Here is a 25,547-nt window from a genome sequence, read left to right on the forward strand (position 1 = left end):
CCGTTCCCCTCCCGTCTTATACGTTTCCGGACGTTTCTATTTTATTGGTCGCGCTGTTCCGGTACGAGTCTGCTTCGACCGCACGGCACCGCGTATCATTTCCAAATGCGACGATATTGTCGCAGGTTGCTGTAACCCAAATACCGCGGCGAGGCGCTTTTTTAGAGCTGCGGATTTTGTTCGCAATCAGAGAGCTATCAGTCGTATCGTTTGACATGTAAATGCCATCGAATCCTCCCGCGCTTGACTGAGAAGGATCGGTGATTTTGTTGTACTTCAGATCGATTCCGGAGCATCCTCCATACGTCATGATTCCGTGCGTTCCGGTATCTTGAATTGACACGTTATTGATGTTGGCTTGTTTGACCGCATTAAGCTTGATCCCGTCTGTCTTGGTCGTCTTGAATTCTCCCCCACTGGCAGATATATTTTGGGAAAACTCCGCATAAATTGCCTGGCTACCTGTGTTTTTGCTTTGGTGGTTGCTGATGTTGACTCCATCTGCGTAGCGAATGAATATCCCTTTTTTGCCGTCTGCCGTCCCTGAAACGATGTTATTAGAAATCGTCACGTCTTGTTGGTAGATTTCTTTTCGACCCAAAACGTAGATCGCTTTTTCTCCCATGTTCTCGAAAGTATTAGCGTTAATCACAACGTCGCTTCCTGTCTCGTAAGTGACTTTTGTTCCGCCTAAATCGTATAGCTGACCGTCAGGGATAGGCGCAACGTAAACGCCGCCATAAGTGTTTAAGAACCGATTTCCCGAAACCACGACACCGCGCCATTTCATAGGCTTAACGGAGTAATAACGCATATCCTCAAACGTGTTGTTTATGACCTTGATATTCTCATAGAATTTACCGGTGACTGCACTGTGCGATCCGACACCAGCATGAAAAGCACCCATCTCCCTCGAAGCCCCAAAATAGCAGTTTTCAACCGTCACATTTTTTGTGACTGTGCCATCTAAATTTCCGGAGTCAATCGTTCCATATGATCCGGATTTTGCCGTATCTAACTGTATCGCTTCCGCAAAGAACCGTGAAGCACTTGTTTCCTGTCCGAGAAAAAAGCAGTTCTTAATGTAAACGTCTTTTGATCCCGGTAAATCAATTGCATGGTTATCGCGAACATTCTTAAAGGTGACGTTCTTAATCATAATGTTAGACGCGTGCGGAGCCGTAAGCAGCGTAAAGCCGCCGGTATATAAATGCGAATTTCCTTCGATTGTGCCGCCGTCAAATATAACGTTACTAACGCCACTATACCCCGGCGTGACAACTCCGTCTCTATATAAAACGAAGATCGTCGCGTTGTGCTGCGAAAAACGTCCGACTGTCGCTCCGTCCATCCATAGGTACGTATTGCTATCCACGCGAAGGGATGTCGTCACTTTATACGTACCGGGCGGAAAACGAACAAAATGCATTTTGCTTGCGCTTAGCCGCGCGTCTAATGCTGATTGGATAGCAGCCGTGTCATCCGTTTCTCCGTCGCCAAGGGCGCCGTAATCTTTAACGCTTACCCATTGGATGCGGTCGGTGATTTTGTTGTAATCGTAGTCAAGACGGTCTTTTGCCGTCGGATGGATCGAGCCGTCCATTGCGACACGTATGTCGACGACCTCTTTTATACTGGTCCCGTCGTGATTCAATACAAGGTTAGCAAACCGAGAATATAGATTTTTAATTCGGTTGGCAACAGAAAAACCGCCGTGGTCGATTTGATCCGACGTGTGGGCGGTTTTTGATGTTTCGTGATCTGTCAGAGACGAACGGGTTTTTTGTATGTCCGCATCGATGTCGTCTAAATTCTGATTATAGTTATTTCGAAATGTTCGGTCCCATGTGGTTCCGGCTTTCCTATACTTACCCATACGATTCCTCCTCTATTATGTTCCTACTTTTGCCTCTAACGCAGCTATACGATCCAAGATCGATTGCATATCGACATCACCCGAAACAGGCATGATTATCCGCATCAGCTTCGTAAAATCCGCTGAACTCATTAGGCCGTCGTTAGTTTCAGAGGCCAGCGCGACAACAACTTGCCCGTCTGGTCCGACTAGAATATTCGCTAGTTTTACGAAGTCCGCCGAACTCATCAATCCGTCCGTAGTCGCTGAAGCTAGACCGTATTGCGGAATGTTAATCAAAGTCGGGTCATATCCGTCCTCGAAATTCGTTCCGCTTCCGATGGTAACGGAGCCTTCACGCAATTTGCCGGTCTGTGGGTCAACGATTTTAGAGATCGCCTGCTGCGTCTTCTTGAAATCAGATATTAAATTCGGTGCTTTTCGAACAATACTTCCGAATGTAATTTTCGGAGACTTTAAAGGGTCGGAATAATCCTCGACTTCAACAACGCGGATTTGAACATCTATATCAAACGGATCGAGGATACACCAAACGTAATCGCCGAGACGGATATCTTGTACGCCGAGATACGAAAGCTCGATGTATGTCAGAGAAATTGAAATGTTTATATAATCGTGAAGCTCCTTCTTCATCCGCGCAATTAGTTGGTCCTTGTTACTTTCCGTATATATATCATCCCGAACAGGAGTAGCGTGACGAACTCCGTAAACATCCGCTAACGGGCTCCGATACTCCGCCGTGACCGCATAAGCACCAGTTTTTTCGTCTTTTTTGCCGAAGCCTTTGATATACGTCTTGAGTTCGCTCGTATCGAGTTCTTTCGTTGGATTGGACGCGTTGAGCCTATATCGTATTTGATTGTCGGTATATCTCGCGATCTGCTTCGCAAGATAGATCGTTTTGCCAGCGCAGTCATATTCAACTCCGAACTCCGAAGAAATCTTTTTAAGGAGATCGATAGAAAAGCCGTCCCCGAAGTTCGACATCTTGACCGTCGCGGGCAATCCGGTCTTATCAACTTGATAGCCGTATCCGGTGCCCTTGAGCGCAATATCCAACGCTTCCTCGATCGTGTAGTCCTTCTCTTTTTCGTTTACCTCGTAGATGTACTCGTCAGCCAGATCGATGAACATGCGGTGTATTCCTTTTACTTTTACGGAATTTAAAGACGAGTTCATCTGGCGGATAATGTACTCTTCGCCTTCGTAGATAAGAATGTTCTCTGACTGAACTAAAGGATAAGATTGGGCATTCGTCTCGTGCTTTACTACCGATACATCGATATATTTTTCGCTGTTAAGGCCTCGTTTTCTTGTGACACTATACTTGGTGAGCGCCTCTTCCTGTCCGAGAATACTCCGAATATATAAAGGTTTCAAAACACCACCTCACGATAAATAGTAGAAACGGAAATTAAAAGTGATCTCAAAACTGCCGGAAGTTCCCGATAGTTTGAATCGATTCCAACCCGGAGCAAGCGTTATGATTTTCCGATTGGTATTCCCGAAAATACTAGTGTTATTTTTAGTCGCCACGACACGGTTAAGCGCGATAGTGTCCCCGGACGCAGTAGACCCGGTATACTTCCAAGAATCCCCCGTCGTCTCATTCGTAATAGTCAAGTTAGACGACCCGCCTTTATACGTAATGATCAACGGCATCTCGATAGGATCAATCGGAATGTGTCCTGCGTTATATATTGAAAAGGAAGTCGTCGTGTGAGTATAAGCCGGAATAGTGTCCGTGAAACCCTCGCCTAAAAGCCATTTATCTGCGTCAAACGTGAACGGGTCTAGCGTTGTTCCGAGAGATTCCGCGAACACATCAGCGCAATCAAATTGCAGCGTAAAATCTCCGATTGTTCCGACTCTGTCCGGATCGAATGACGAACTCACTTCGACCTTCCAACGTTTATAGGGCTCTGACTCACAAATAACGTAGTATTGCGATTGTTTATAGAGAGCCGCGACCACTTTATTTCGTAGGAGAAAAAAGTCGTCCGTATCTTCGGCAAACATACGACATTCCGCTTTAATCGACCGTATTCCGAAATCTTTACCGGTCCGTATACTCCCGTCTGTTCCTTCGATTTTTTCGTAATAAATACTAGGCGAAGGCGCCGACACAACGAAACTCCGAACTAAAACCGAAAGGTCCCTCGCCATATCGACGGTGGACCCGTTAGGATAAACGATCCTAAAATTACTGTCCGTTATCGGAATTTTTTCCAAACGTAATCACCTCCGTCCGTCAAACATTAAACGCATTCAAGACGTTCACTTCTTCCGCTTGCTTCCGACTGACATGCGGTTCGACCAAGCGCCCGACCACTTCGTCATTCATCACGATCACTTGGCCGTCACTGTTACGGATGGCCCTTTCGATAGACGTGAGAGCCGCCAATACTTCCGGCGAGGATCCGACCTGGCTTCCGATTGCCGCCGTATGTCCAGCGTCAATCATCCGCATTAAATTCGCTTGTTGCGCTTCCGTCAGGACCATTTCATTCCGCAGTGCCCGGATGTCGACTTCGTGGCTCATCGGAGCGTTTTCGAACTTAGACGCAAGCCCTCCGGTATGGAGCTTGTTGATTTGGCCGCGGCCGACAATACCGCCGACGTGGAACGGCACTTCCCGTCCGCCTTTACCGTGCGTCTTCTTGAATGTCTCCGCACTCTCTTCGATCTCCGTTCCGTCCATGCTGTAGGTGACGTGGATCTTTTTATCGATCCGCCGCTTTAGTCTTTCGTTCATCGTCTCGGCTTCTTTGGTAATGTCCTGAACCCGACTCAAAGCCGATTTAAGTTGCGAAATTTCCTTATCAACGGCTTTTACGGAATCCCGATATTCCTTCGTCTTTTTGTCCGCCGCAGACGTGTTATTTTCAAGGTTGGCCTTCACGTCTTTTAGACGGAAAAGCTCCTTCCTCAGTACGTTTACGCCTTCGCCTTTTTTCGCGTTCAGTCCGAACTGTTGAAGTTCAATATCGATCAATTTCTGGTTAATCTCGTCTAGTTTGCCGAGTTCCTTTTTTACTTCGCCCAGGCTTTTTCGCTTTGTCTGTAGATTGTCGAGATTTGCGACAAGTTGTTCCCGCAATTTATTGAGCGTCGCTTCTTCGGCGGCTAAATCAATTTCAGCTTGGTACTGCGCTTTTTCGTTACCGTCTTCTTTTGCTGCGTTAAGTTCGGCGGTTACATCCTTAACTTTTTGCGTTTGATCAGCAATCTTCCCTTCTAGTTCGGCTCGCTCTCCATCTAGTTTTTTTATATCCGTTTTAAGGTTCTGCTGTTTTTGAAGGTATTCAGCTTCTTTGCTCTGAGCCGTAGCTTTTTGTTTTTCTAATTCAGTACGAAGCTCATCCGCTTTGGCCTCGGTCAATTTTTTAACTGCATCCGTATTTTTTGCGAAGGCGTTCCCTTGTTCGCTGATCGCCGCATTCGTTTCCGGTGCCTTCTCAACGATTTCCCCGTTAAGTTTCAAAAATCGGCGGAACTCCTCATTCGTCAAGCCGGATCGTTCTTGTAAATCCGCCTGCTCGTCTTTGATCCGCTTGATAGCGTCTGGATCCGTCTCCGTCTTTAACCGGTCATTGAGATCGAGGTAATGCGCGAATTCATCCGCGGTCAATTTCGTTTTTGACTGAAGTTTATCGAACTCGGCCGCAGTCTTATCGAGTGCTTCGATCTCCTTCTGCTTCGCCTCTGCCGCCTCTAAACTAACCGTATTCATTTCGTCATAACTCTTCTTTACGCCGACTAATAGGCCGCCAAGAAGCGAGAGAGCTGTTATCGCCGCACCAACAGGCGTCATATTCAATCCTTTCAGCGCAATTCCGAGTTTAACAATCGATGATGCTACGAGCGCAATTGCTGCGGCTGTGCCGGCCATTTCGAGCCCTGTCGTAATGATCCCCGGATTTAGCTCGTTGAGAAAACCGAGAATCTTCGTCCCTGTTTCGACAATTTTTCGGAAAGTAGGCAAGAATTCGTTGCCGATCTTGATACCGAGGCCGTCTAACGCGCTTTTAAATTCTTCGAAGGAGCCGTTCAGGTTATCCATTTGCGTCTTAGCGACCTTATCCGCTGTTCCACCCGCATCTTTTAAGGCACTCGAATAGTCACGCAATCCCTTTTCACCAATGCCAAGTAGCGTAACGAATCCGGATGCAGCTTCAGTTCCGACTAGCTGTGCGGCTGCGGCCGTTTTCTGTGCGCTTGTCATTCCGTCAAATCTCTTCGCAATGTGCCCGATCAGTTCCGGCAATGGCTTCAAGTTTCCATTGGCATCCTTTACGTTAATACCGTACTCCTTAATCGCTTTCGCCGACTGCCCGACCGGATTCGTAAGCTGCAAGAGCGATGCTCTCAGCGCCGTGCCCGCCATGGAACCTTGTATACCCGCATCGGACATTTTTGCGACCGCGGCTGCCGTGTCTTCGATTGAATATCCGAGAGAATGAGCAACAGGAGCGACGTACTTCATTGCATCGCCCAATTGGCCGAGATCCGTATTCGCTGTCGTCATCGTTTTCACAAGAACGTCGACCGCGTGTCCGGACTCTTCCGCTTTGATGCCGAACCCCGTCATGATATTCGATACGATATCGGCTGATCGGCCGAGGCTTTCGTTAGACGCAGACGCCAGGTTAAGGACGGCCGGTAATGATCCGATTTGGTCCTCTACGCTGAAGCCCGCCATCGCAAGGTATTGCAGACCTTCCGCCGCCTCTACCGCTGTAAATTTCGTTTCGGCACCCATCTTGGCCGCGATATTCTTTAGCGCTTCGAATTCGTCGCCGGTTGCGCCACTGATCGCTTTAACGTTCGACATGGCCGCTTCGAAATCTGCCGCGGTCTTGACGGATGCCCCGATTCCGGCCGCTACCGCACCGCCGACGGCTAATGACGCCTTCTGAACAAGCCCCATTTGCTTCGATAGGTTTTCGGATGACCGACCCATCTGCGTCATATCGTTCCGAGCCTGCTGTGTTCTTCGCGACCAATCGGACATATCAAGAATCAAACGGGCGCGTATTTCTCCGACTGTTGCTCCGGCCATCTAGTTACCCCCTTTCCGAAAAGCTGATTGCATCATGCGTAATTGTTCGAATTTGTCCCTATCAAATTGATTAGCCTTTTCGATTCCGGCTGCTTTTGATAAACCGGCCATTAACGCATTGTAGGACGAATCCTCACTTGACCGATTATTTGTGGCGAGTAGTATCCGCACATCTTCAAGGCGTTTTAGTGCGTTCTGTTTTGTCTTCGCATGGATGAGTTTCGGGATATCGACCATATAATAATCGTTTTCGATCTGACGTTGCGTGACGCCGAGTATAATGGCCGCGTCGATTAGGTAATCATCGATCGTATAAGAATCGCCCTCTTCTTCGCCTAACTGCCGAGGTTCGGAAGAAGGCTTTTCACGTTTTTTGCCATAGACGACAATCGGTTTTTCTTAACCGTTAAGGAGATGTATTCGAACATCTCGTCAGCTCCGACATTTTCCGCAATATACTCCTTATCCACGCCGCTCAAAACCGATACAATCCCGACGATTTCGTCAAGACCTACTTCGAGGCCAGTAACTACGTATGAATAAAAATCTTCCTGGGGCGCTCCTAATACTTGGACGATAATGCCAGGCAGTTTATCTACGGCCCCAAATAGTTGCTTCCACTTATTCGGAGTAAGCTTCGGAACCTCAACCGGATACTCTCCGAAATAAAGCTGATCCGGATCTTTTCTAGCAAAAAACTTCATAAAGCAACTCCTTTCGTTCAAATAAAAAAGACACCGCAATAAAGCGATGCCTTTACGTTTATGCAGTTGCGGTTTCGTCTCCGATAATGAATAAATCACCGTCATTGTCTGTATCCGGATACGCAACGAAAGTCAGATTTGAGATACGCTCATTATCCGAATCGTAGGTGTATTCTGGATCGGCGACTGCGCCAGCTAACGGAATCGTGATGTAATCGTTTGGAGTAGTTGTCGGAGCAGTCGGTTTAATGACGAGCTTTTTAGACGCTGCAAGCATATCGAAGCCCGCTTTACCGCTGACAACGAGCTTTTTCTTTGCCGGATCTGTGCTGTCGGTGACTAGCCGGCTATTCGGAATAGCGACCGCAAGCCGATCGAGATCGTGTAAAGCGAACGGGATTGTTACCTCCGCAGTACGACCTTTCATCGTGGACTTAACGATTGTGTCCCCGTATTGATCGACTGTAGTATCTTGTTTTGATGTTTGAACTTTAAATTGAATTCCACCTTTAGTGATGTCGAAAGTTACCATATCGGCTCCTTCGCCATATTCAACAATGGCTGGACCGATTGGAACGTCAATACCTTTAATACCTGCTGCCATATAGTTTCCCCCTTGTTTTTCGCATTAAAAATAGCCCCTAATCAGGGGCGAATCACGCAATCGAAATTTAATGAATATTGAGGACGATCGTTGTCGTCATAGCCTATAAACAAAGGAACCGAAGTCGTAGCGCGAATGATCACAACAGAACTTTCTCCGATGATTACTTCTTTAAGGTTGGTAAGCGAATCGAAGATTTCGTTAGCTTTATCCTCGCAATCTTGTTCGCCTGCTTGCCGCCCTCGCACTAATATCTGAAACGACGGCTGCTTCTTCCCGGTCCATTGCGATGTCGGAAACCCTCCGGTAAGTTTTACGGAAATACATTCGTCAGCCGCATCGCGAGGGAAACGGTTAGGATAGTAAACGCCAGGAACCCGCGACTTAATGAACGATATTAATTCGAGTATCTTCAACGCTTACCTCAACTCCTCTCCGACGGCATTTGCGACGTTTTTTATATACTTCTCGGCTTTCCCCTTTAACGGACGTTCCAGATATTTGTTACCGACCGTATATCCATCTGTTCCGCCAGCTTGTGCAGAAGTAGGACCGAGATTGTAGTCGGCCTCATGCGTCCATATTGCGTAGTTAAATCCGTTTTCAACTGCACGAAAGGATACCTCGCCAATCAATCGGTTCCGTGTTAGCGTTACCTTCTTTTTCATACCCCGACGAAGAATCCCTTTTTTAATCGGCGCGATGTTTTGAGCGATACGAGCGAGATCATCGACATTGTCCTCCATCGCTTGAGTAGCCGCCCTCTCTGCGCCGTGTTCAGTTCGATCGAATCGACTAAGGAAATCGCCTGCGTCCAGAACGAAACTCAAACAACCACCTCCGTCAGAATCGGCTTACCGGATATGTGTCTTTTTACGTTGATTTCTTTCGGCTTTCGCTTGATCGTTTCTCCGAGCTCATTCGTAAATATGACCGTATCCGAGTACCGAACGTCTGCCAGTTTGTCAATTAGAATTCTCGCTGTCGCAACGGATTCTTCGCTCTTTATAACACCGGAAGATCGTGACGAAGTAATCTGTGAGCCTTCATCAACGCGACACTTTAAGATGATCGGATCTTGTTTTACGGGATTTCCCCACGGATCAAGTTCTCCGGTAGAGTCGCGTTCAATCGTAATGATCTGACGCATAGGAACGATCGCCATTTACATCACCGTCCATTGAATACGCCTGCCGCCGAGTTTCACACCGTTTTCTTCTCCGATAAGATCGAGCGACTTTTTCGGGATCAACGATTCATCATCGACATTTAACGTATCTTTGAAGTTAAAGGACGCAACGCCCGTAATAGAGAAGGACGCGATACCTTGCTTGTTCAGGCGGTTCGTATCGTTATAGGCAATCGCAAGCACGTTCGCAAACTCATAGACCGCTTTGTCCGGTATTTTGTAGTCGGGAAATTTACGCACTAGAACGTCATCGGCTCTGTTTATAATTCGTTGCTTCTTTTCGGTTGCATAATCGTTCCAATCTTCGTTATCGATCGTGAAACTATTGATATATTCGTCAGCACCTTCGACGCTTAACGCCATTAGCGCCACCTCCTATCATTTTGCGGAGGATTTACGCGTTTGCTTCTTAGCTGCCGGTTTAGGTGCGGCTTCCTCCGTTGGTTTATCGATTCGAGTTACGTCTGCCAGTTCGGATAGGACTTTGATTTCGTCCTGACTTTCCGTTTTATATACGCCATTTTTAAACGACTTGAATTCGCCGTCCACGTAGAATCCGAGTTCCGGATATTTCGATTTAAATTCCGCCATTATTTCGCAACACCTCTGTTAAAATAAATAGGCCCGCAAAACGCGGGCCGTTGATTACGCCAATCCTTTGATTCGTGCGTGAGCTTTTTCTTGCAGGAACTGAAGCGTATACTCACCGACGATTTGACCTTCGAAACGGTCGCCTTTCCTACCTAGATACTCGTGGAAGAAACCACGATCTTTAAGAGGTCTGATCTCTGTGCGGTTTGCGTCGAAGATAAACAACTCATCCCCTTTTAGATTATTGTTCAAAACGATTTCCGCTTGACCGAAATCAGATACGAAATGATCCACAACCTGGCCGCGAGAGTTTTCAGATTGAGTCAGACGGATTTTAGATTTTTCAAAGTTTGAGATCGCACGTTTTTGTTTTGCACCGACCATGATTTTGAAGATTCCTCCCGTTGTAAATCCGCCCTTCTCGTAAATCTTCTGCATCGCATCGTTGACCTGCTCGTCAGTTAGTGCCGTTTTTTGTGCGTCAATTACGTTAGTTTTGATGAACTGGCGCATACCTTCCATTTGACGAACGATTCCATCAGGTGATTCGTATTTAATACCGTTAATGGCCGCTTTTTCGAGCTGCAGCGCAAGTTCTAGCTGTTTCTTCTGTTTCTCGTATTCGTATAGGTTGTCGATTCCGTAGTTGCTTACGACTGCTGCAGTACCAGTGATGGAAATTGTTTCGTCGAAGATTTGCGTGATGTTGGATACGCGTTTTCTTGGCTTGTATCTAGCATCGCGAGCGTCTGCACCCTCTTGACCCTCCACGAATTGAACTTCTACTACTGCACCATCGGCGATATCGGCCGCAGTTGTCCCAGCATATCCTCGAACGACTGTGAGTGTGGTATCATTAACCGATACTACTTTTAGCAACTCATCGCCAATTTGGATTACTTGATTAGGGCAGAATGGTTCTACATCTGCAACGACCAGATCAGTGTCTGTCGCAGTTTTGGCGCCTACAATTGTAGATTGATCAGAGATCATTTCGTCCTCGAACCATTGATGCTCAACCTGAGTTACTGGATCACTGAATCCCAATAGATTCAATAGCGGCGTCTGATGCTCATTTAAAAGTAGAATCTCATCTACAACGGATTCCCTTTTACCTACTAATTCTCCTGACAAAATTCTCGATTCTAACATTCAATTTCCCCCTTATTTGCGCATTAAAAAAGCGCCCTTTAAAAGGCGCTGATTACTTTAATAATTCTCTTTTCAATTTTGCGTAGGCCACTTTGTCCTCATGCCGACCGCTATGCCTCGCTCTTTCTGCGGCTTCTTTCAATAGTTGTTCCGCTGTCTTTTCAGAAGCTCCTGCGGCATCTCCGTTCGAGCTCTGTCCAATAGGCTTGGGCGCCTTTTTCTTGACTAAGAACGGTTTATTGTCAACGAGCGTTTTGACCGCGTCCTCCACTCCGACAACCTTTCCGTCTTCGACCTTTACCGCGGATAGGTCAGCCAACGCAAGGGCATCGTCGATGTAGGCGACGTCGTTGCTCGTAGCAACCTTAATAAATTCATTGCGGATTTTTTCACGTTCATTAGCTTTCTGAAGATCTTCGAGTTGCTGAGCGAGAGTTTTCTCGGCCTCTTCCTTCGCTTTCAAGTCGTTTTGGAGGCGCTCAAGCTCCGTCATTTCGCTGCGCTTGCGTTCCTCTTCGGCAGTTTTCTTCGCGTTGTAGTCTTCGACAAGCGCTTTAAGTGAATCCACTCCGTCAATTCCTAATTCTTCAAACGTAGATCTAAACGATTTTAAATCGTCGTTAACTTGCTTAAATCTGTCGTAAGGTATCGTTTTTACATCGTCTTTTGGCGGTTCGGGTGTATCGGGGTTTTTCGGCTCCGCAGCCGGGGGTTCCGCCTGATCTTTATTTTCTTCCGCAAAATACTGTAAATCTAACGGCAATAGTGATTTCAATAGTTCCATAACTTTGTTTCCTCCCATTACGTTTTTAACGTCCAACGCGACGAATTTACCGGATAGTTTAATGTCATAACCGATATTGGACAAAGTAAAAAGACGTCTTATTCGACGTCCTTCTATTCCGCCATAATTTTTGCGGTTCGAAGTGCGGCAAGTAGAGCGTTAAGATCCGCCTTCAACCCTTCGACATCCGTAGCTGTGCTATCTACTAATGCAGCCGCTTGGTTCGCGGTCAATTTAGAATTCAGCGTTGTTTGTAAATCCGTAATTTGCGAAATCGGATGCGTATGTGATGACGGCGGGAACGTTGTTGGTTTATTCTGAACGTCCGCCCAATCAACGTCGGTATTACTTCCGCCAACGCTTGTATAAACGAATTTCCCTTCGGCGTTCTTCGTTACGGGAACGATCGGAACCGCCTTTACCCCGTCTGCATCTTCGTCAACAACTTCGGTAGTTCCAGCCGGATCGGTTTCAATCGGATGCCGCATTTCATTGTCTATTTCCGTACCAGCTTCAGGATCAGTTCCGTATGAAAACCTTCCGTCTGCGGTCTTCTGTACGAATACAACCGGTATGGCTTTCGTGCCGTCGAGCGATTCGTCTACGACTTTGCTGACGCCGTGTGAATCATTCGAGATTCCTACGCGCATTTTGTTATTAACGTTCAACATTAAACCCCCTCTGGATTTCTAATTGGCGAAAATGTATGCCTACAATTCGGGTGCCAAATTTGGCCGGAAGCTTTCAACTGATCGTAGGTAGGATAGTTCCCCGGTGCGTCATCCGTCAATTTCATGATCTTCCCTTCGTAGAACCGACAAGCATCCTTCGCTCCGTGCGAAGAAATAACGGCATAATAAACGTTTCTTTTTAACGCTTCGTTCGTCGTTGCTTCCCGGTAAGTCTCCATCATTTTCGTTCGGACTACCATGTCCGCATAAACTTCCGGACGCCAACGCCTGCCTGCTGCGTCAATAATTCCGGTCTTTACCGACTGCTGAAGTGTATTTCGAATGTCGGACGCAATAGTTCGGCGACCGTTCGTGCCACGCGTCATGTGGTAACGCATTGAATCGGAGACGGCTTTTCGGACAGCCGCTTTCGTTTTCCGGTCGACGTTCTGCGTAACCGCTAATAGATCCGCTTGAGTATCGGCAACCGCAGCCTCGACCATTTCTTTATTGAGCCGAGAAAATGAAGCGATATGAGCCGCCTTTTCTACTGTTTCCGCAACGCCAAGAGAGACGATCGTGTTTATTACGCCGTCTCTAGCCGCTTTCGGAATGTTCTTTTCGACCCACGCTTTCGACTTATCGTCTAATTCCGAAAGGATTTCCGCGATCGAATCGAGAGTTGCTTTTGCGTTTGCCCTGCGGAAATTATCGATGTCGACGCGCTCCAACTCGGCTAAGATGTCATGGACAGCGTCTTGATAATACGCGATAAGCTGATCTACTTCGTACTTGTAAGTCGGCTCAGGAACGCGCATTATTCATTAACCTCTTCGACGATCTCTTCCTTTTCCTCCACCGGCGCTTTTGGCTCCGAAGTCCCCTCGTTAAATACCGAACCGTCTACGAACCCGTTGACGCTCTTTTCGTCGTCTTCAATTCTACGGATGATCTCTTCGGCTTTTTCGTCATCAACTTCGTCAAGCTCTTTAATAGCAGAGCGAACGTCAATCGTAGGCTTGCCGCCGGTCCGAATGTTTGCGATCTCAGCCGCTTCTTTTTCGTTTCGTGGAATGCCGTCGTTCCAAATGGCTTTCGGATAGACCGGATCTGCTACGTCTAATCCTCCGAATTCTTTATCGAAAAGCATGCAAGTCCAAAGCGCATCACGGATCGCCTTATCGTAGTGGGCCCGGATACGTTTTACTTTCGAAAGGATTGGCATGAATCTCGCTCTAATTGCGGCTCCGTCAGTATGCGAAGTACCGGTTCCGCCGGAATTATCGCCGGACATCGTTGTTCCGAAAAGCCATTGCGGAGTCTCGGACATCTGAAAGACGTTGCTGAACAGAATATCTAATTCTTTAAAAGCTGCGTCTAGCTGCGCCTGCCACACCATATATCCAGGCGTCGGATCTTCTTTAGTCACCGGAATATACTTACCGCCAAACTGTACGGCTCCGTTAGTCGCTTCTAAATCCGGACCGTACGCTGTCGGATCACTATGCTTCCAGAGGATGTAATCGATCTGAACAAGGCGGTCATTAATCGCGGCGAATACCGTTTCGAGCTTTTCGATGAGGCCGATTCCGAAGAACGAGTCATCGACCGATTTATACGGTATGTGAAAAACGGGAATATGCGGAAGATTCGTCACATCTAAGTCCTCATCTCGTCCTGTTGGAACCTCATCCCCGATAGTAAATAGCTGTACCGGTGTTCCTGTCGATGTGTCAACGCCGTTCTCATGGAGTCGATGGCGCGAGTATAGAATGTACCCCGGGATGTGCCGCTCGACATTTAGGAAAGGAATCTCCGTTTTTTCTGTTTCAACCCACTCGACTTGCGCAATATTTAACGCTTTGGTCTGCTTTACATTGCCGGCTGATGTCTCCGGAAATACCCAACTTGCGTTAACGTGTTCGATGATTGGCTCCATCTCAGCGCCTTCTGGCGCATCTCCTTCTATAAGTCCCATCTTTTTAAGCTCCGAATAATCCTGACGATAGCCATAGCGAACTTTAAACCACGCATCACCGCGATATCCGTTAGCTGTCGCGCTTTCGTGTAGCAGTTGATTGATGTCGTTTTCCTCTACGTATCTATTGAGCGCTTTTTGTTCTTTACTATCGTCCGATTTTCCGCTCTCAAAACGGACCGGCTCGCCGACAAGTAAGTCCGCCGGTTTTGTGACGAGAATATCCGCAAGGTTAACCGCGATATAGAGCTTTTCGAGCTGCGCCGAGAATGGCGAATCCTTTAAAATGGCCGTTGCCCGTTCGTACACATCGCGTTGCTTTCCGTCAAACCATTTCTTAGCCCGCTTATATTTAGCGAGTCTTTCGATCGAATCCTGCGGCGGAAATTGCGCGCCTTTACGAATAATTCCGTAGGTTTTAACGTACGTAAATTCGTCTGCCTCGTCATGTTTTCGTTTAAATAGATTCATAGTTACTCGTTCCCGTCGTTAAGCAATTCGTCAATGTCTTTGATTTCTTTCGCGATATCTTCGTTGCTGGACGTTCCGCCTTCGTTTTCTGTCGCCGTGACCTGACGGTCGGTAAGCAAGCCGTAACGTTTAAGGAACAAGTCAATCGCTTTTACTGACGGTTGAGAGCTTCGGATGAGCTTCATTAGCTGCGCATACACTTCTGATCTGTGTCCGGAGAGCATATCGTCCGCAAGCAAGTTCATATATTCGATGAACGCTTTGTTCTGCGTCCGCCATCGATAGACTGTGACGCGGTCGGCTCCAATATCTTTGGCGAGCTCCTCCTGCGTCTTTCTTTCTTCGGCCATCAGCTCGTTTTCGACGAGCAAAAGCGCGGCCTTTCGTTGTTGTAACGTTAGTTTTGCCTCTAATTCTTTTAATCGTGTCATTATGTCGCCTCCCCCTTTAAATCCAATTCGGTTTTGCTACAAGCCTCGTTTTAGGTCGGAAAACTCCCTCGACGGCCTGCTGTAGTGCATCGAGTGAATCCACGTAATCCCCGAAAGGATATTGCGCCATCTGATCTAGGAGCATCGTGTGACGGTCGTTAAGAATCAGCGTTTTATTGTGAAGCATCGGTTCTAACGATTGGATACGCTCATCTTTCGATGACTTGTGCGACTTTACATCGTTGACCCGGCACGTATATAATCCTTCTTTTCTAACCGCCTCTTGGAGCTGTCGATAAAACTCGTGTTGAGCATTGATTGTCTCAACGTTAAACATCCGGTGACGATACTGCTTGATCTTCTTAACGATGATGTCAATGTAAACATGCGCCGGCTCTTTCGATGCGTACTCGTCAAGTACGAAAATATAGCCGGTCGGTTCATGCTTTCCGAGCGTAATAACCGAGTTGTAGCAAGACCGAGCGTTTTTTCCCTGCGCAATATCCCAGGCGCCGCTGATCGTCAAGTCCTTGATCGGTATTTTCAGCTCGTTATAGACGACATAGGCAACGCCGTTTTCGTGGTAGTAATGGTAATAAGCGTAGTTTTCTGGGAAGAAGAACTGTTCGTCTTCACTGAACGCAAGGTTTCGGAACTCCGAATTGTATGCCCGCGTTCCCATGTTTACCTTTTCGTGCATGAGCTCGCGATAAGTCCAACGCCAAGGCCACGCAAGTTCTACACCTTCCTCCAACGTCTCTTTGTTTCGCTCGTAAAACTCATCGACTTCTTCCATCGACTCAGATCGCGCATAGATTTCGCAGTATTTTTCCCATAACTGCGGATTCGAAGGTTCACTGATGATGGCGCCATGAAAGCTCGATTTAAAGTCCTTCCGCTTCAGAACGTGGTTTAATAGACCCGTCGCCGACACCATCGTTCCGACAAGTATGATCGCCGTCGCTTTAGATCCGATCGGTACGACAACGGAGTTAAACCAGTGAACGAGCTTTTCGCGAGCTTCCTTCGTACCTTCGTTGTTACTGGACGACGGATCGTCAATAATAACGAGATCTGGCCGGACAGCCCCGTGCCTTTTACCGCGAAGTTGCTTACCGGACGAAGACGATTCAATCAGGATATTTGTCGTTGTGATGAACGCTTCTTCGTTATCTTTTTCGTTACGGCTTGCGGATTCGTGCATCATAGGACCGAAGTCTTCACGCAGCTTCTGATTGTATTTCATCTGTTTGTTGACCCATCCGATAAGTTTTTTCGAGAGCGAGTCCGTTTCGGAGATGATCAGAATGTATTTGCGTTTTCGGAAAGCCGCTTGATGTAACGGAAGGGCGTTCGAAAACATCCCAGACTTTGAATGGCCCCGGGCGGCCGCAATCGCCAACCGTGCGTTTCTCTTTTCGTTATTTACATAGTTACAAAGACCGAAAAACTCTTCGTGAATCTTCGCGATATTCTCGATCCCGTCATGCGGAGTTCCATCGTCGGAATTCCGAACAACGTTGTCCTCATTATCCGGGTTCAAACCGTCGCTTAGGTACTCGTAAGTAAAGTACGCTACATCGAGTTCGGCCTTATGGACCCGCCTCAGCTTCGTCAATTCTGCTTTATCCTTCCGGAAAGTATCGATGTGGTATTCCGTAGCTTTACCGGTCTTAATGAGCGCCACCAATTTACGGACACGCTCGGTCAATAAATCGATCCGCTCCTGTCTTTCTTCGCGATCCAGCCACTTCCCGTTAGTGTAAGCCAAAATTGGCGGCCTCCTTTCGTTTAATTTCGTATTGACTTTCGTTATATTTTTCGTCAATATGAATGTAACAAAAACATTTTTATGTTACGGAGAGTGAATCGATATGGCAAACGAAGTTTTTCCGATAAAATCAAAACGCGATTATAACAAGTTCATAAAAGCGCTCAAGCCGGGCCGTGATCAGTGGCTGGCGCAATTAGGCACGGCGTTCGGCCTGCGTATCAGCGACTTGTTGCTGTTTAAAATCGGAGAGCTTCGCGGCCAGAAGTCGATCACACTCCGAGAAAAGAAACGGAAGAAAAAACGCGTGATCACGTTCAGCCCTTCCGTTCTCAAGATCGTATCCCAACTCGAAGGTGACGACGATGACTACGTATTTGCCAGCCGCAAAGGCGGCGAGCCGATCACCCGCGTTCAGGCTTATCGTATCCTAAACGACGCAGCCAAACGAGCCGGCATTTACGATAAGATTGGCGGCATCGGTACGCATACGCTGCGGAAGACGTTTGGATACCGGCTTTACGAGAACGGCGTTGATGTTTCGCGCATCATGTCGATACTCAACCACTCAAGCGAGCGCGATACGTTAAAATATATCGGGATTACTGCGGAAGAGATATCGGAAGCTTACGAAAGCATCGAGGTTTAAGACTTCGGTGCTTTTTATTTATCGGGCTACAGTTGCTTCTGTGTACGTAACACCTAACGGCATGGTTTTCGACTGAAATTCGTGCTCTTCTACAGATGCAATCCTGTAAATTCTCTTGGCTCGGTGTTCTTTAGGAATTGAAACTCCCGCATCAGCAAAAACGACCTTCCCACTAAGATCAGGCGATTGGTATCGGGTTCCTCGTCGGAGATACTTTACATCATCGAAAGTTTTCTCTAGTGCATTGATTGACGTGCTAGTTCCGGAACACCTACGCACAAAAAGCTCACAACCTTTTCCTAGATGGTAGGCTCGGTAAATCAACTCGTTAGTTAACGCAAAGTCCGCCGAATAAAATTCACCAGCAATTTCTTTGACATTCGCGATGTACTCGTCGTACTTATCGTCTATACCCCCAACTTTTTTCGCAGTGTCCCGCAATTCAGCTAGCGCCTTAGTCGCCGCCTTTGCTTCGCGTTGAACCGCCTTGAGTCCGGTTATCGCGTCGGACACATCCAAGTCGATTTTAATTTTGCCGATTGATTCGCGCTTTGATTCCGCCATTCACATCGTCTCCTTTTTCGTTATTTAAGACGGCAAAACCGTCTCTTACAGGGGCGACAGGGATCGAACCTGCCCACGCGGTTTTGGAGACCGCATCGCCACCGAGGAACATGCGCCCCTAGGATCGCCTGCGAACCGGAAGGCCCGTAGGCAACGCAAGCACAAAAAGAGCGACCCTTATTCGGATCGCCCTCGTTCTGATTGCGTATAAAATTCGTCTTAGTTCGGTAATTTGACGTCAGCTAATTCCGCAAGCTTTTGAAAAGCTACGTTGTTAGTCAGCGGGCCCGCTTCGCATTCAAAGTCGCAGGCCTTGATTTGCTCTACGATTTCTTTTAGTGTTTTAAATTCAGGCATTTTTACCCTCTCCTTTTTTATCCTTTGCAGGTATTTTGATCTAATTTGTAGAAATACATACAAAAAGGGGGTGGATATATGAATTTGATTCCGGTAAGATCTTCGAATTTAAGAGCAGTCGGGTATGATCCGTATTCTCAGGTCTTAAGAATTGCATTTCACAACGGGACTTATGATTATTACGGAGTACCCAAGAGCGTATATGATGGACTAATGTCAGCGTCTTCTTTAGGACAATATCACGACAGATTTATCAAAAATCGCTACAGATTTTCAAGAATTTAAATTTAACAGGCGCCGTTTGTTTGGCGCCTTCGTATATGCGGGCGAGGATTTGCACCTCGCATACTGGTTATTCCGGGCCGTGTGTGCTTCTATACCAGCAAAGTTAGGAGTCTTTCACTCTCTCGATGCACCCGCGAATTTGCGTCTACCTATTCCGCCACCGCATACGTTTGAAATTTGCACGAAATTAGCGTTTCCAACCGCTCCCCTACCGAATACCCTCGGCGGAGGCTAAGACGTCTAATTTCGTGTGATTTGCGCGTGAAAATCGTTATGTCCTTCGGTATTCCTCTTTAAGTGCGTCAACCTTCGTTTTGATCTGCCGCTGAATCTCGTCCGCTTCTTTCACGGAATCATCCGTTTGACGCAGCCGCTTGACCTTGCGAATTAATTTCCGCGTTTCTCGATCGGTGATGATTACCGAATAGTGCTTCGAACAGTGCGGACATTTGAAATACGTTTCTTCTACTCCGGAATTATTCAGCGGACGTTCCTTCGGTCGGACTTCGAAATCCTTTAGACACTCGTCGCATTGTATCGCCATGATTCCGCCTCCTTTTCGTTAGATCATCGTTTATCTTTCATTTTCGTATAAGACGCTAAAGCCTTTCGCAATCTTTTTGCGGACTCTGACTGCGATTTCTCTTTCGAAAATACCCACGCATCGAATTCCGCTTCTTTCTCGGCTGATTCGAATTCTATCCGCATCGGTCTGATCGGTTTCAACGGCAGCACCTCCGTTTGAGTTACGCCCCGAGTTCGAAAAATTGTGCGCAAGTTCTGAACAGCAGTCGTCCGGGTTTTGTCGGGGCGGCTTGGGGGTCGGATGATTTTCGGATTTCGTTTGGGATTTCCGTTGAATAAAACATTCATCGTTTTGCATATCGAATGTAACACAAACACTTTTTGTTACATTGAACAAACGAATGAATCGTTGATATTACTGCGTTCGATGGACGTTACATATCGCAAGTAAACGTATTAACATTATGCATTCGAGAAACCGCGTCAGATCAACGTTAGTGTTATAGCGTGGTGCGGGCCGGTATGTATAAGATACTGCATATCGGTAGTAGGTCGGTGGTGTCGGTCGGCTGACCCCGTGAGTTTCGGAAGGGCTTATCCTTCGACACAGTCTCGCTGATGTTCGGGTGTCAGCCCGTTGTCCCTCTCGCCTGCTCCTCACCGTTTCCCTTCCTATATGTATAGCGATGCCCCTACCGTATGCAACAGGCGGTGCGTATATGCGGTGTACCTACCGCCACCCTGCCGTAGTTACCCGGTACCTCTTATCGTATAGCGACCATAAAGAAAGGCGCCAGTGTTCTCGGTTGCTGCCTCGGTAGTTTTTCCGAAGTGGCGTCCCTTCTTTACAATCGCTGTTCCTCTCATAACGTATAGCCAGCTAAAGGCAAAAGTTGTGCATACCGTTCTCATAACGTAAGACAGCATATCGGGATGTTTTGTGCGTATCCCCTCTCGTAATACATAGATAACTATCCGTATTAATTGTGCGTATTAACGCAATCCTTTCGTATAAAAAAGAATAGCGCCCACTCCATCGCTTTCGCTCCTTCGTGACCGCAGATATATTTATTAAGTTCTTTATCGCGATAAGGTATTAATGATTAAGGATCTAAGATTCTATAATATCCGCGTGTCTATGAGCGTTAGCGAATAGGTACGCTATTATTTGTTTGTTATTATTAGTTCGTTATTATTGCGTTTGTTATTATTACCGTCACTCTACGGTGATTTAGGTAAATCACTCTACAGTGATTGACGTCAGTCACTCTACGGTGATTGACCGTACAACTTATCGAGCCTCCGCCTTATTTCCTCGTCGCTCAAATCGCTGTAATATTGCGGAAAGTAGAGTTTATTTCGCCTACTCAACGTATAATCATACGCAGTTTCCAGCAAACCAACCGCCTCCAATACGTTCGCTAATCGTGCTATTCTATTTCGCCCTATCCCCGTCTCTTCGGCGATCTTATCCGTCGAGGGAAAAGCGCTCATATATCGATCGTTATTGGGACGCCCGTTTACATACGCCAGAAGGTACGTATACAGTTGCGCTATAGCAACGTTTCCCTTCTCGTATTCTCTCGCGATAGGTATAAGCCGGCGCCATAGATCGTGCGGTATCGGTGCGTTGCCGGAGAGACCGCTGTCTCTTTCCATCGCATACTTTTTTCGTTGTAGCGCTTCTTCAGCAAGCTTCTCGAATTGCTTTCCCATTTACTATCGACTTCCTTTCGTTGACTAATCGCGTTACTTACCGCGCCTTCATACTCGCTTTTCTTTCGTCATATTCGTCCAGTAGAGCGCTTAATTCAGCATCTCTATCGAATACCCACATCCGGTTATTAGTTCGCGGATGGAGCCTCGTAAATTTATAGCGGCGCCCAGCCGCTTTCAAAAAGTGCATGAGCGTTGTTGAGTAGCAGTAGAATAAACGATTCACACAACATGCCTCCCGTTAAAAATTGGTCTGCAATCACCTTGAACCTTCTGTTTAATTTCCTTTATCCGCAACGCATTGACTACTCGTGCTCCCCCATACTCTTCCAGCTTCCTGTCGATGAATGAAACTCCCTTCGCAGTAACGTACGTCTGTACGAAGTTAACTCCGTAAAGCCGAGACGGCGACTGTTTAACTTTAAAATAGCCCTCGTTGATGTAACGCTGATAAGGAACCGGCGATCCCTCTTTCCGCACAAATACACCGATTGTCCGTAAGAATGTCGTTAATTTGTTTCGCCCAATGCCAATCGATTTGGCTACCTGCTCTAACGTCTGCACGTTTGTCGCGGAAATAAAACGATCATGCTCCTCCGCTTTCGGTTTCATTTCGGAAATTACTTCGTTTTGCTTGCGTACAGTCTCTAAAGTTGCGCTAAATAAAAGTTTTGTTTGTTCGTCTGCAAACGGCAGATACGTTTGAATGAATAGATCGTCATTCGCGACATAGCCGCCCGTTTTTCTGATTGTCGGGATGACTTCGTGCGTGATCCATCGTTTGAACTGTTTGGCCTCTGGTTTGCGGCTGCCAAGAATCAAAGTGTAAAGCCCTGCTTCATTGACAGCTTGCATCATAATTGTTTTTGACGGTGATTGAGGGTGTGTCATTTCAAATGACATACTTTCATCATCATCTAATCGCGCTAAAGCTTGGCGGCTATTTCCGATTTCGAGGACATCGCAAACATCTTTTGCGACAAACCAAGGTTCACCGTCCTTCACGACTGTTCTGATCTGCTGATCTTGATAATTAAATACTTTTTGCAATTCGTTCATTATCACTCAACCTCCCGCTTTAATTTCGCCATTGCTTCGTCCTGCTTCGCCTTATATTCCGCATCATCGTTAACCCTTTCGAGAGCAGTTTTATAACGAATTTCTTGCGGAAACTCATCGATAGCTTTTTTGATCGCGTCGTAGCCAAATATATCAACCAGGTATCGCATAAAACGCGGGAGGGGAACGGCCTGTTTCGTTGGGCCGTCCACCTTTAATTCGATCATTTGGTTATAGTAGTACGGGTTATTTGAAATCATCAGCGTCTTACCTTCCCTTGTCAGTGAAACTCCTACTCCGTTATTCTCTTCCATCTTCACGTACCTCCTCGGTAGAAACTGTATTTTGTAAAGCTTGGATTATGGTCGGGTGAATGTCATATCCTACACCTAAAGTTTTGTCATAATGATTCAGCCAGTTTCTTAATATCGTTCATTGTATCTTTTAGAGACTTCTTCCCTTCGTAATACAAATCGAGGTAATTGTCGCACATCTCACGGAATAAATAATTGAAACCGGCCGCATTAAAAACTATCCTTTCAACATCGAAAATATGGGGCATCAAATCTAAACCTTTTTCCGCTGCTCGACAATCTAATATTCTAGTTGCCTCAAGAGCTTGTGTAAGAAAATCAAAGTCTCCTATTCCTACGGACCAGTCTACTTTATCCAATAACAATTGCATTACTTCGTCTGTCGATTGTGCCTCAATAATATACTCAGTTAATGTCTCCCGAAAGTCTTCACTATTTACCCCCACCCCCTTAAGTACCGAGTTACCCACACAATCTATCTCATGATCTAAATACACTCCTTCTTCTCCAGCGTAGGTATGCATGGCTTTGTACGCTTCCAAAAAGTATTTAAGTGATGTTACAGATTCTTCCTGATGGAATGTTTTTGAAATAGCCTCATCAACGCTCGGCACGTTAGCCCAATCTTCGTTTACCGCGGCTTCGAGAGCGTCAATCATGACTTCATAGTGAATGTTTCCGGCTTCTGTTTCGTAAAGAAGATCGCCGATAATATCCGGGACACTTACGCCTTCCCCGAATAATGCGTCATCCAGTAAGTAACTACGACCCTCTACGAGATCAATATTCGCGTTTCTTCCGAAGACCTTTTCAAAATCCTGTTCCTTTTTGAAATCGCTGCGACGTCCGTCTAAGATAACCGTGATCAGATTGCGCTCAAGCTCAGTAAATTTCTTCATAATAGAATTCCCCCTGTTTTGAATTGTTTTATTTTGTTAACTGGCGCAGTACCCTTCGCCTCGGTCCGCCCAATAAGCATAAATTTTCGCGATTTTGTTAACTGCGGCTGTTAAATGCTTTGACACCACACTTCTCTCGATCCCCATTCGTTCAACCGCCATTTGTTGCGTTAAATCTTCCATATAAATTAAGCGAATAGCCTCGCCCTGAAGCGCTGTTAGCTCGGCAGCATCGATCGCATCCTCTAAGTCAAGTAAGATATCAGAAGCTGCGGTATCGCCTTCAAAACGCCTTTGAAAAAGCTTGTCATAATCCCGCAATAAGGTGCGAATACCTTCTGCATCATTTAGTTTATATTCCGCATCATATCGGCGGTGTTGGTCCGGCCTATTTGTCGCTGACCCCATTGCATCCCCTCCATTTTTATCGTATATTATAATTGGGTATTTTTATGGTTTTTTATATGATATAGGTTGACAATTTTTCTAACCTCCGATCCTGGCTTAGGACTTAAATTTTAATTAACTTTTCGTGTTTTTCTTTGAACCGTAAAAATTCATCCGTGATTTCAACCTTTTCAATAATCTTACGGTGCGTTCTTTTTGAAACCGGCCTTTCTCCCCTCTCAATTGCACTTACTGTTTGCTTGCTGATTCCCAAAAAGTTAGAAAACTGCTCCTGAGTCATCCCTTTATAGATGCGTATAATCACAAATAATTCTTTAGAAATGTACACCATTTCTCACCTCCTTTAATTGAAAAGTAACGAAAGTCTACAAAAGCTTTAGAAATATCTTTCACTAAATAATACCCGCGACTTTTCTAAGTCGCACAAAAATCCTAACTTCCTAAAAAATCAATACTGATGTGCACTATTAAGTACGTAGCTTCTTTATCCCCCTGTCATACGAATGCCACTTATAGATAGAGCGGACATTTTAGTCCGATCTCAATATCTTTTAAGGGGGAGGAGTTAAATTGTTCATAATAAATATCGTTGTAGCTTGGATCGTTGAGAAGTTGCTTGATCTGATTTTTCTAATGTTTATAAAGTCTTTTCGAAATAATAGAGACCAATATAAAGATCATTTCGAGGACCGACGGCGCTATTGGCTTTAGCGCTGTCTTGTCCTGCTACTCCCGAATCCGCCTGCACCTCGATTACTATCGCACAATTCGGCCGCCTCTGTAAAAACCGCCTCCTTACACTTATAAAATGGGTAGGTCGCCGTCATTTTTGGGACATCATTTTCGAACTTTTTCCTTCTTCACTTTTATAACGTGCATGAAACACTTAATTTTGCAACATCAATTACGAAAATTTTTCCGCCTTCACTTATACAACCCCACATGTAGTGTCATTTTTGCAACATCAATATCGAAATTTTTTCGCCTTCACTTATAGATGCGTAACAACTTTCCGAAATGGACACCGTTTTTAAAATTTCGCTGTCATAAATAGTTGCGAAGTCACTTTCGGATTGGCACACGTTTTTCTGCGTTCACTTATATAACGGGTAGGCTACCCTTGTTTTTGGGACATCAATTCCGAAGATTTTTCTGTGTTCACTTATAGAACACGTAGTCAATCTTTATTATTGGGACATAAATATCAAAAATTTTTCCGTGTTCAATAATAGATGCGTTTGTAAATTTGGCTTTGCAACTAATATTTTTTTGTTCACCTCCATGCACTTATAAAATGGGTAGGTCACCGTCATTTTTGAAACATTTTTTCGAAATTTTTTTCGCCTTCACTTATATCTGCGTATAGACTTCTGAAAATGGACATCTTAACCTAAAATTTTTCCTTCTTCACTTTTATAACGTGCAAACACCACCTATTTTTGCGACATTAACTTCAGAAATTTTTTCGAAAACCTCCTTACACTTTA

The 25,547-nt window shown here is 46.0% G+C and carries 31 protein-coding genes and 1 tRNA gene; 2 read left to right on the plus strand and 30 right to left on the minus strand.

Features of this window, described 5'->3' with window-relative positions:
* Positions 1–16: 16 nt before the first annotated feature.
* The 18 genes from P3X63_RS17630 to P3X63_RS17715 all read right to left on the minus strand — a co-directional run bounded on the left by P3X63_RS17630 (position 17) and on the right by P3X63_RS17715 (position 17,284).
* Positions 17–1,876: a right-handed parallel beta-helix repeat-containing protein gene (locus P3X63_RS17630; RefSeq protein WP_277691585.1), complete on the minus strand. Its 1,860-nt coding sequence runs from the start codon at positions 1,874–1,876 to the stop codon at positions 17–19.
* Positions 1,877–1,891: 15 nt separating this feature from the next.
* Positions 1,892–3,256 (minus strand): phage tail protein, encoded by a 1,365-nt coding sequence (locus P3X63_RS17635; RefSeq protein ID WP_277691586.1) that lies wholly within the window; start codon positions 3,254–3,256, stop codon positions 1,892–1,894.
* Positions 3,257–3,265: 9 nt separating this feature from the next.
* Positions 3,266–4,108 carry a phage tail family protein gene (locus tag P3X63_RS17640; RefSeq protein ID WP_277691587.1) on the minus strand — a complete coding sequence of 281 codons (843 nt, stop codon included), beginning with the start codon at positions 4,106–4,108 and terminating at the stop codon, positions 3,266–3,268.
* Between the two features lie 19 nt (positions 4,109–4,127).
* Positions 4,128–6,938, minus strand: a complete 2,811-nt coding sequence (locus P3X63_RS17645) for a phage tail tape measure protein (RefSeq protein ID WP_277691588.1) — start codon at positions 6,936–6,938, stop codon at positions 4,128–4,130.
* A 335-nt stretch (positions 6,939–7,273) separates the two neighbouring features.
* The gene (locus tag P3X63_RS17650) at positions 7,274–7,642 is read right to left on the minus strand and encodes a hypothetical protein (protein ID WP_277691589.1); all 369 of its coding nucleotides are present in this window, start codon (positions 7,640–7,642) and stop codon (positions 7,274–7,276) included.
* Between the two features lie 58 nt (positions 7,643–7,700).
* Positions 7,701–8,246, minus strand: a complete 546-nt coding sequence (locus P3X63_RS17655) for a hypothetical protein (protein ID WP_077736289.1) — start codon at positions 8,244–8,246, stop codon at positions 7,701–7,703.
* A 41-nt stretch (positions 8,247–8,287) separates the two neighbouring features.
* The gene (locus P3X63_RS17660; RefSeq protein ID WP_277691590.1) at positions 8,288–8,662 is read right to left on the minus strand and encodes a minor capsid protein; all 375 of its coding nucleotides are present in this window, start codon (positions 8,660–8,662) and stop codon (positions 8,288–8,290) included.
* A 3-nt stretch (positions 8,663–8,665) separates the two neighbouring features.
* Positions 8,666–9,076 carry a hypothetical protein gene (locus P3X63_RS17665; RefSeq protein WP_277691591.1) on the minus strand — a complete coding sequence of 137 codons (411 nt, stop codon included), beginning with the start codon at positions 9,074–9,076 and terminating at the stop codon, positions 8,666–8,668.
* Positions 9,073–9,411 carry a hypothetical protein gene (locus tag P3X63_RS17670; RefSeq protein ID WP_026588450.1) on the minus strand — a complete coding sequence of 113 codons (339 nt, stop codon included), beginning with the start codon at positions 9,409–9,411 and terminating at the stop codon, positions 9,073–9,075. Before P3X63_RS17670 ends, P3X63_RS17665 begins: the two co-directional genes overlap by 4 nt.
* On the minus strand, positions 9,412–9,798 hold the full coding sequence (locus P3X63_RS17675) for a hypothetical protein (protein ID WP_026588451.1): 387 nt from the start codon (positions 9,796–9,798) through the stop codon (positions 9,412–9,414).
* Positions 9,799–9,813: 15 nt separating this feature from the next.
* Positions 9,814–10,026, minus strand: coding sequence for a hypothetical protein (locus tag P3X63_RS17680; protein WP_077736285.1), 213 nt, complete (start codon positions 10,024–10,026; stop codon positions 9,814–9,816).
* 54 nt (positions 10,027–10,080) lie between these two features.
* A complete protein-coding gene (locus tag P3X63_RS17685) occupies positions 10,081–11,178 on the minus strand; it encodes an SU10 major capsid protein (RefSeq protein ID WP_277691592.1) in 1,098 nt (365 codons plus the stop codon).
* A gap of 52 nt (positions 11,179–11,230) precedes the next feature.
* Entirely contained in the window at positions 11,231–11,962 is a 732-nt protein-coding gene (locus tag P3X63_RS17690; protein ID WP_277691593.1) for a phage scaffolding protein, read from the minus strand.
* Between the two features lie 113 nt (positions 11,963–12,075).
* Positions 12,076–12,633: a hypothetical protein gene (locus tag P3X63_RS17695; RefSeq protein ID WP_277691594.1), complete on the minus strand. Its 558-nt coding sequence runs from the start codon at positions 12,631–12,633 to the stop codon at positions 12,076–12,078.
* The gene (locus tag P3X63_RS17700; RefSeq protein ID WP_277692940.1) at positions 12,633–13,454 is read right to left on the minus strand and encodes a phage minor capsid protein; all 822 of its coding nucleotides are present in this window, start codon (positions 13,452–13,454) and stop codon (positions 12,633–12,635) included. Before P3X63_RS17700 ends, P3X63_RS17695 begins: the two co-directional genes overlap by 1 nt.
* Entirely contained in the window at positions 13,451–15,082 is a 1,632-nt protein-coding gene (locus P3X63_RS17705; RefSeq protein WP_277691595.1) for a phage portal protein, read from the minus strand. The genes P3X63_RS17700 and P3X63_RS17705 overlap by 4 nt, the downstream gene beginning before the upstream one ends.
* 2 nt (positions 15,083–15,084) lie before the next feature.
* Positions 15,085–15,513, minus strand: a complete 429-nt coding sequence (locus P3X63_RS17710; protein WP_277691596.1) for a phBC6A51 family helix-turn-helix protein — start codon at positions 15,511–15,513, stop codon at positions 15,085–15,087.
* 16 nt (positions 15,514–15,529) lie between these two features.
* Positions 15,530–17,284 carry a hypothetical protein gene (locus P3X63_RS17715; protein WP_277691597.1) on the minus strand — a complete coding sequence of 585 codons (1,755 nt, stop codon included), beginning with the start codon at positions 17,282–17,284 and terminating at the stop codon, positions 15,530–15,532.
* 103 nt (positions 17,285–17,387) lie between these two features.
* Here P3X63_RS17715 and P3X63_RS17720 point away from each other — a divergent pair, with 103 nt between their 5' ends.
* The gene (locus tag P3X63_RS17720; RefSeq protein WP_277691598.1) at positions 17,388–17,933 is read left to right on the plus strand and encodes a tyrosine-type recombinase/integrase; all 546 of its coding nucleotides are present in this window, start codon (positions 17,388–17,390) and stop codon (positions 17,931–17,933) included.
* Positions 17,934–17,951: 18 nt separating this feature from the next.
* Here P3X63_RS17720 and P3X63_RS17725 read toward each other — a convergent pair whose 3' ends face one another.
* From P3X63_RS17725 to P3X63_RS17735, 3 genes are all read right to left on the minus strand, one after another.
* The gene (locus tag P3X63_RS17725) at positions 17,952–18,497 is read right to left on the minus strand and encodes a hypothetical protein (protein ID WP_277691599.1); all 546 of its coding nucleotides are present in this window, start codon (positions 18,495–18,497) and stop codon (positions 17,952–17,954) included.
* 48 nt (positions 18,498–18,545) lie between these two features.
* A tRNA-Trp gene (locus P3X63_RS17730) sits at positions 18,546–18,617 on the minus strand.
* A gap of 99 nt (positions 18,618–18,716) precedes the next feature.
* Positions 18,717–18,854, minus strand: a complete 138-nt coding sequence (locus P3X63_RS17735) for a hypothetical protein (RefSeq protein WP_277691600.1) — start codon at positions 18,852–18,854, stop codon at positions 18,717–18,719.
* Between the two features lie 78 nt (positions 18,855–18,932).
* On the opposite strand from P3X63_RS17735, the gene P3X63_RS17740 reads away from it, so the two are divergent.
* Positions 18,933–19,139, plus strand: a complete 207-nt coding sequence (locus P3X63_RS17740; protein WP_219989254.1) for a KTSC domain-containing protein — start codon at positions 18,933–18,935, stop codon at positions 19,137–19,139.
* A gap of 271 nt (positions 19,140–19,410) precedes the next feature.
* On the opposite strand, the gene P3X63_RS17745 is transcribed toward P3X63_RS17740, so the two are convergent.
* The 9 genes from P3X63_RS17745 to P3X63_RS17785 form a co-directional block, all read right to left on the minus strand.
* Positions 19,411–19,683 carry a hypothetical protein gene (locus P3X63_RS17745; protein ID WP_277691601.1) on the minus strand — a complete coding sequence of 91 codons (273 nt, stop codon included), beginning with the start codon at positions 19,681–19,683 and terminating at the stop codon, positions 19,411–19,413.
* 23 nt (positions 19,684–19,706) lie between these two features.
* Entirely contained in the window at positions 19,707–19,865 is a 159-nt protein-coding gene (locus P3X63_RS17750; protein ID WP_277691602.1) for a hypothetical protein, read from the minus strand.
* 1,068 nt (positions 19,866–20,933) lie between these two features.
* Positions 20,934–21,380: a helix-turn-helix domain-containing protein gene (locus tag P3X63_RS17755; RefSeq protein WP_277691603.1), complete on the minus strand. Its 447-nt coding sequence runs from the start codon at positions 21,378–21,380 to the stop codon at positions 20,934–20,936.
* A 37-nt stretch (positions 21,381–21,417) separates the two neighbouring features.
* Positions 21,418–21,606, minus strand: a complete 189-nt coding sequence (locus P3X63_RS17760) for a hypothetical protein (protein WP_277691604.1) — start codon at positions 21,604–21,606, stop codon at positions 21,418–21,420.
* The gene (locus P3X63_RS17765; RefSeq protein ID WP_277691605.1) at positions 21,603–22,439 is read right to left on the minus strand and encodes a BRO family protein; all 837 of its coding nucleotides are present in this window, start codon (positions 22,437–22,439) and stop codon (positions 21,603–21,605) included. The genes P3X63_RS17760 and P3X63_RS17765 overlap by 4 nt, the downstream gene beginning before the upstream one ends.
* A gap of 2 nt (positions 22,440–22,441) precedes the next feature.
* Complete coding sequence (locus P3X63_RS17770) at positions 22,442–22,753, minus strand: hypothetical protein (RefSeq protein WP_277691606.1); 312 nt, start codon at positions 22,751–22,753, stop codon at positions 22,442–22,444.
* An 86-nt stretch (positions 22,754–22,839) separates the two neighbouring features.
* The gene (locus P3X63_RS17775; protein ID WP_277691607.1) at positions 22,840–23,652 is read right to left on the minus strand and encodes a hypothetical protein; all 813 of its coding nucleotides are present in this window, start codon (positions 23,650–23,652) and stop codon (positions 22,840–22,842) included.
* Between the two features lie 36 nt (positions 23,653–23,688).
* Entirely contained in the window at positions 23,689–24,060 is a 372-nt protein-coding gene (locus tag P3X63_RS17780) for a DUF134 domain-containing protein (protein ID WP_277691608.1), read from the minus strand.
* Between the two features lie 103 nt (positions 24,061–24,163).
* Complete coding sequence (locus P3X63_RS17785) at positions 24,164–24,391, minus strand: helix-turn-helix domain-containing protein (RefSeq protein WP_277691609.1); 228 nt, start codon at positions 24,389–24,391, stop codon at positions 24,164–24,166.
* Between the last annotated feature and the right edge of the window lie 1,156 nt (positions 24,392–25,547).

This window comes from Bacillus sp. HSf4 (assembly GCF_029537375.1).
Lineage (GTDB): Bacteria > Bacillota > Bacilli > Bacillales > Bacillaceae > Bacillus > Bacillus sonorensis_A.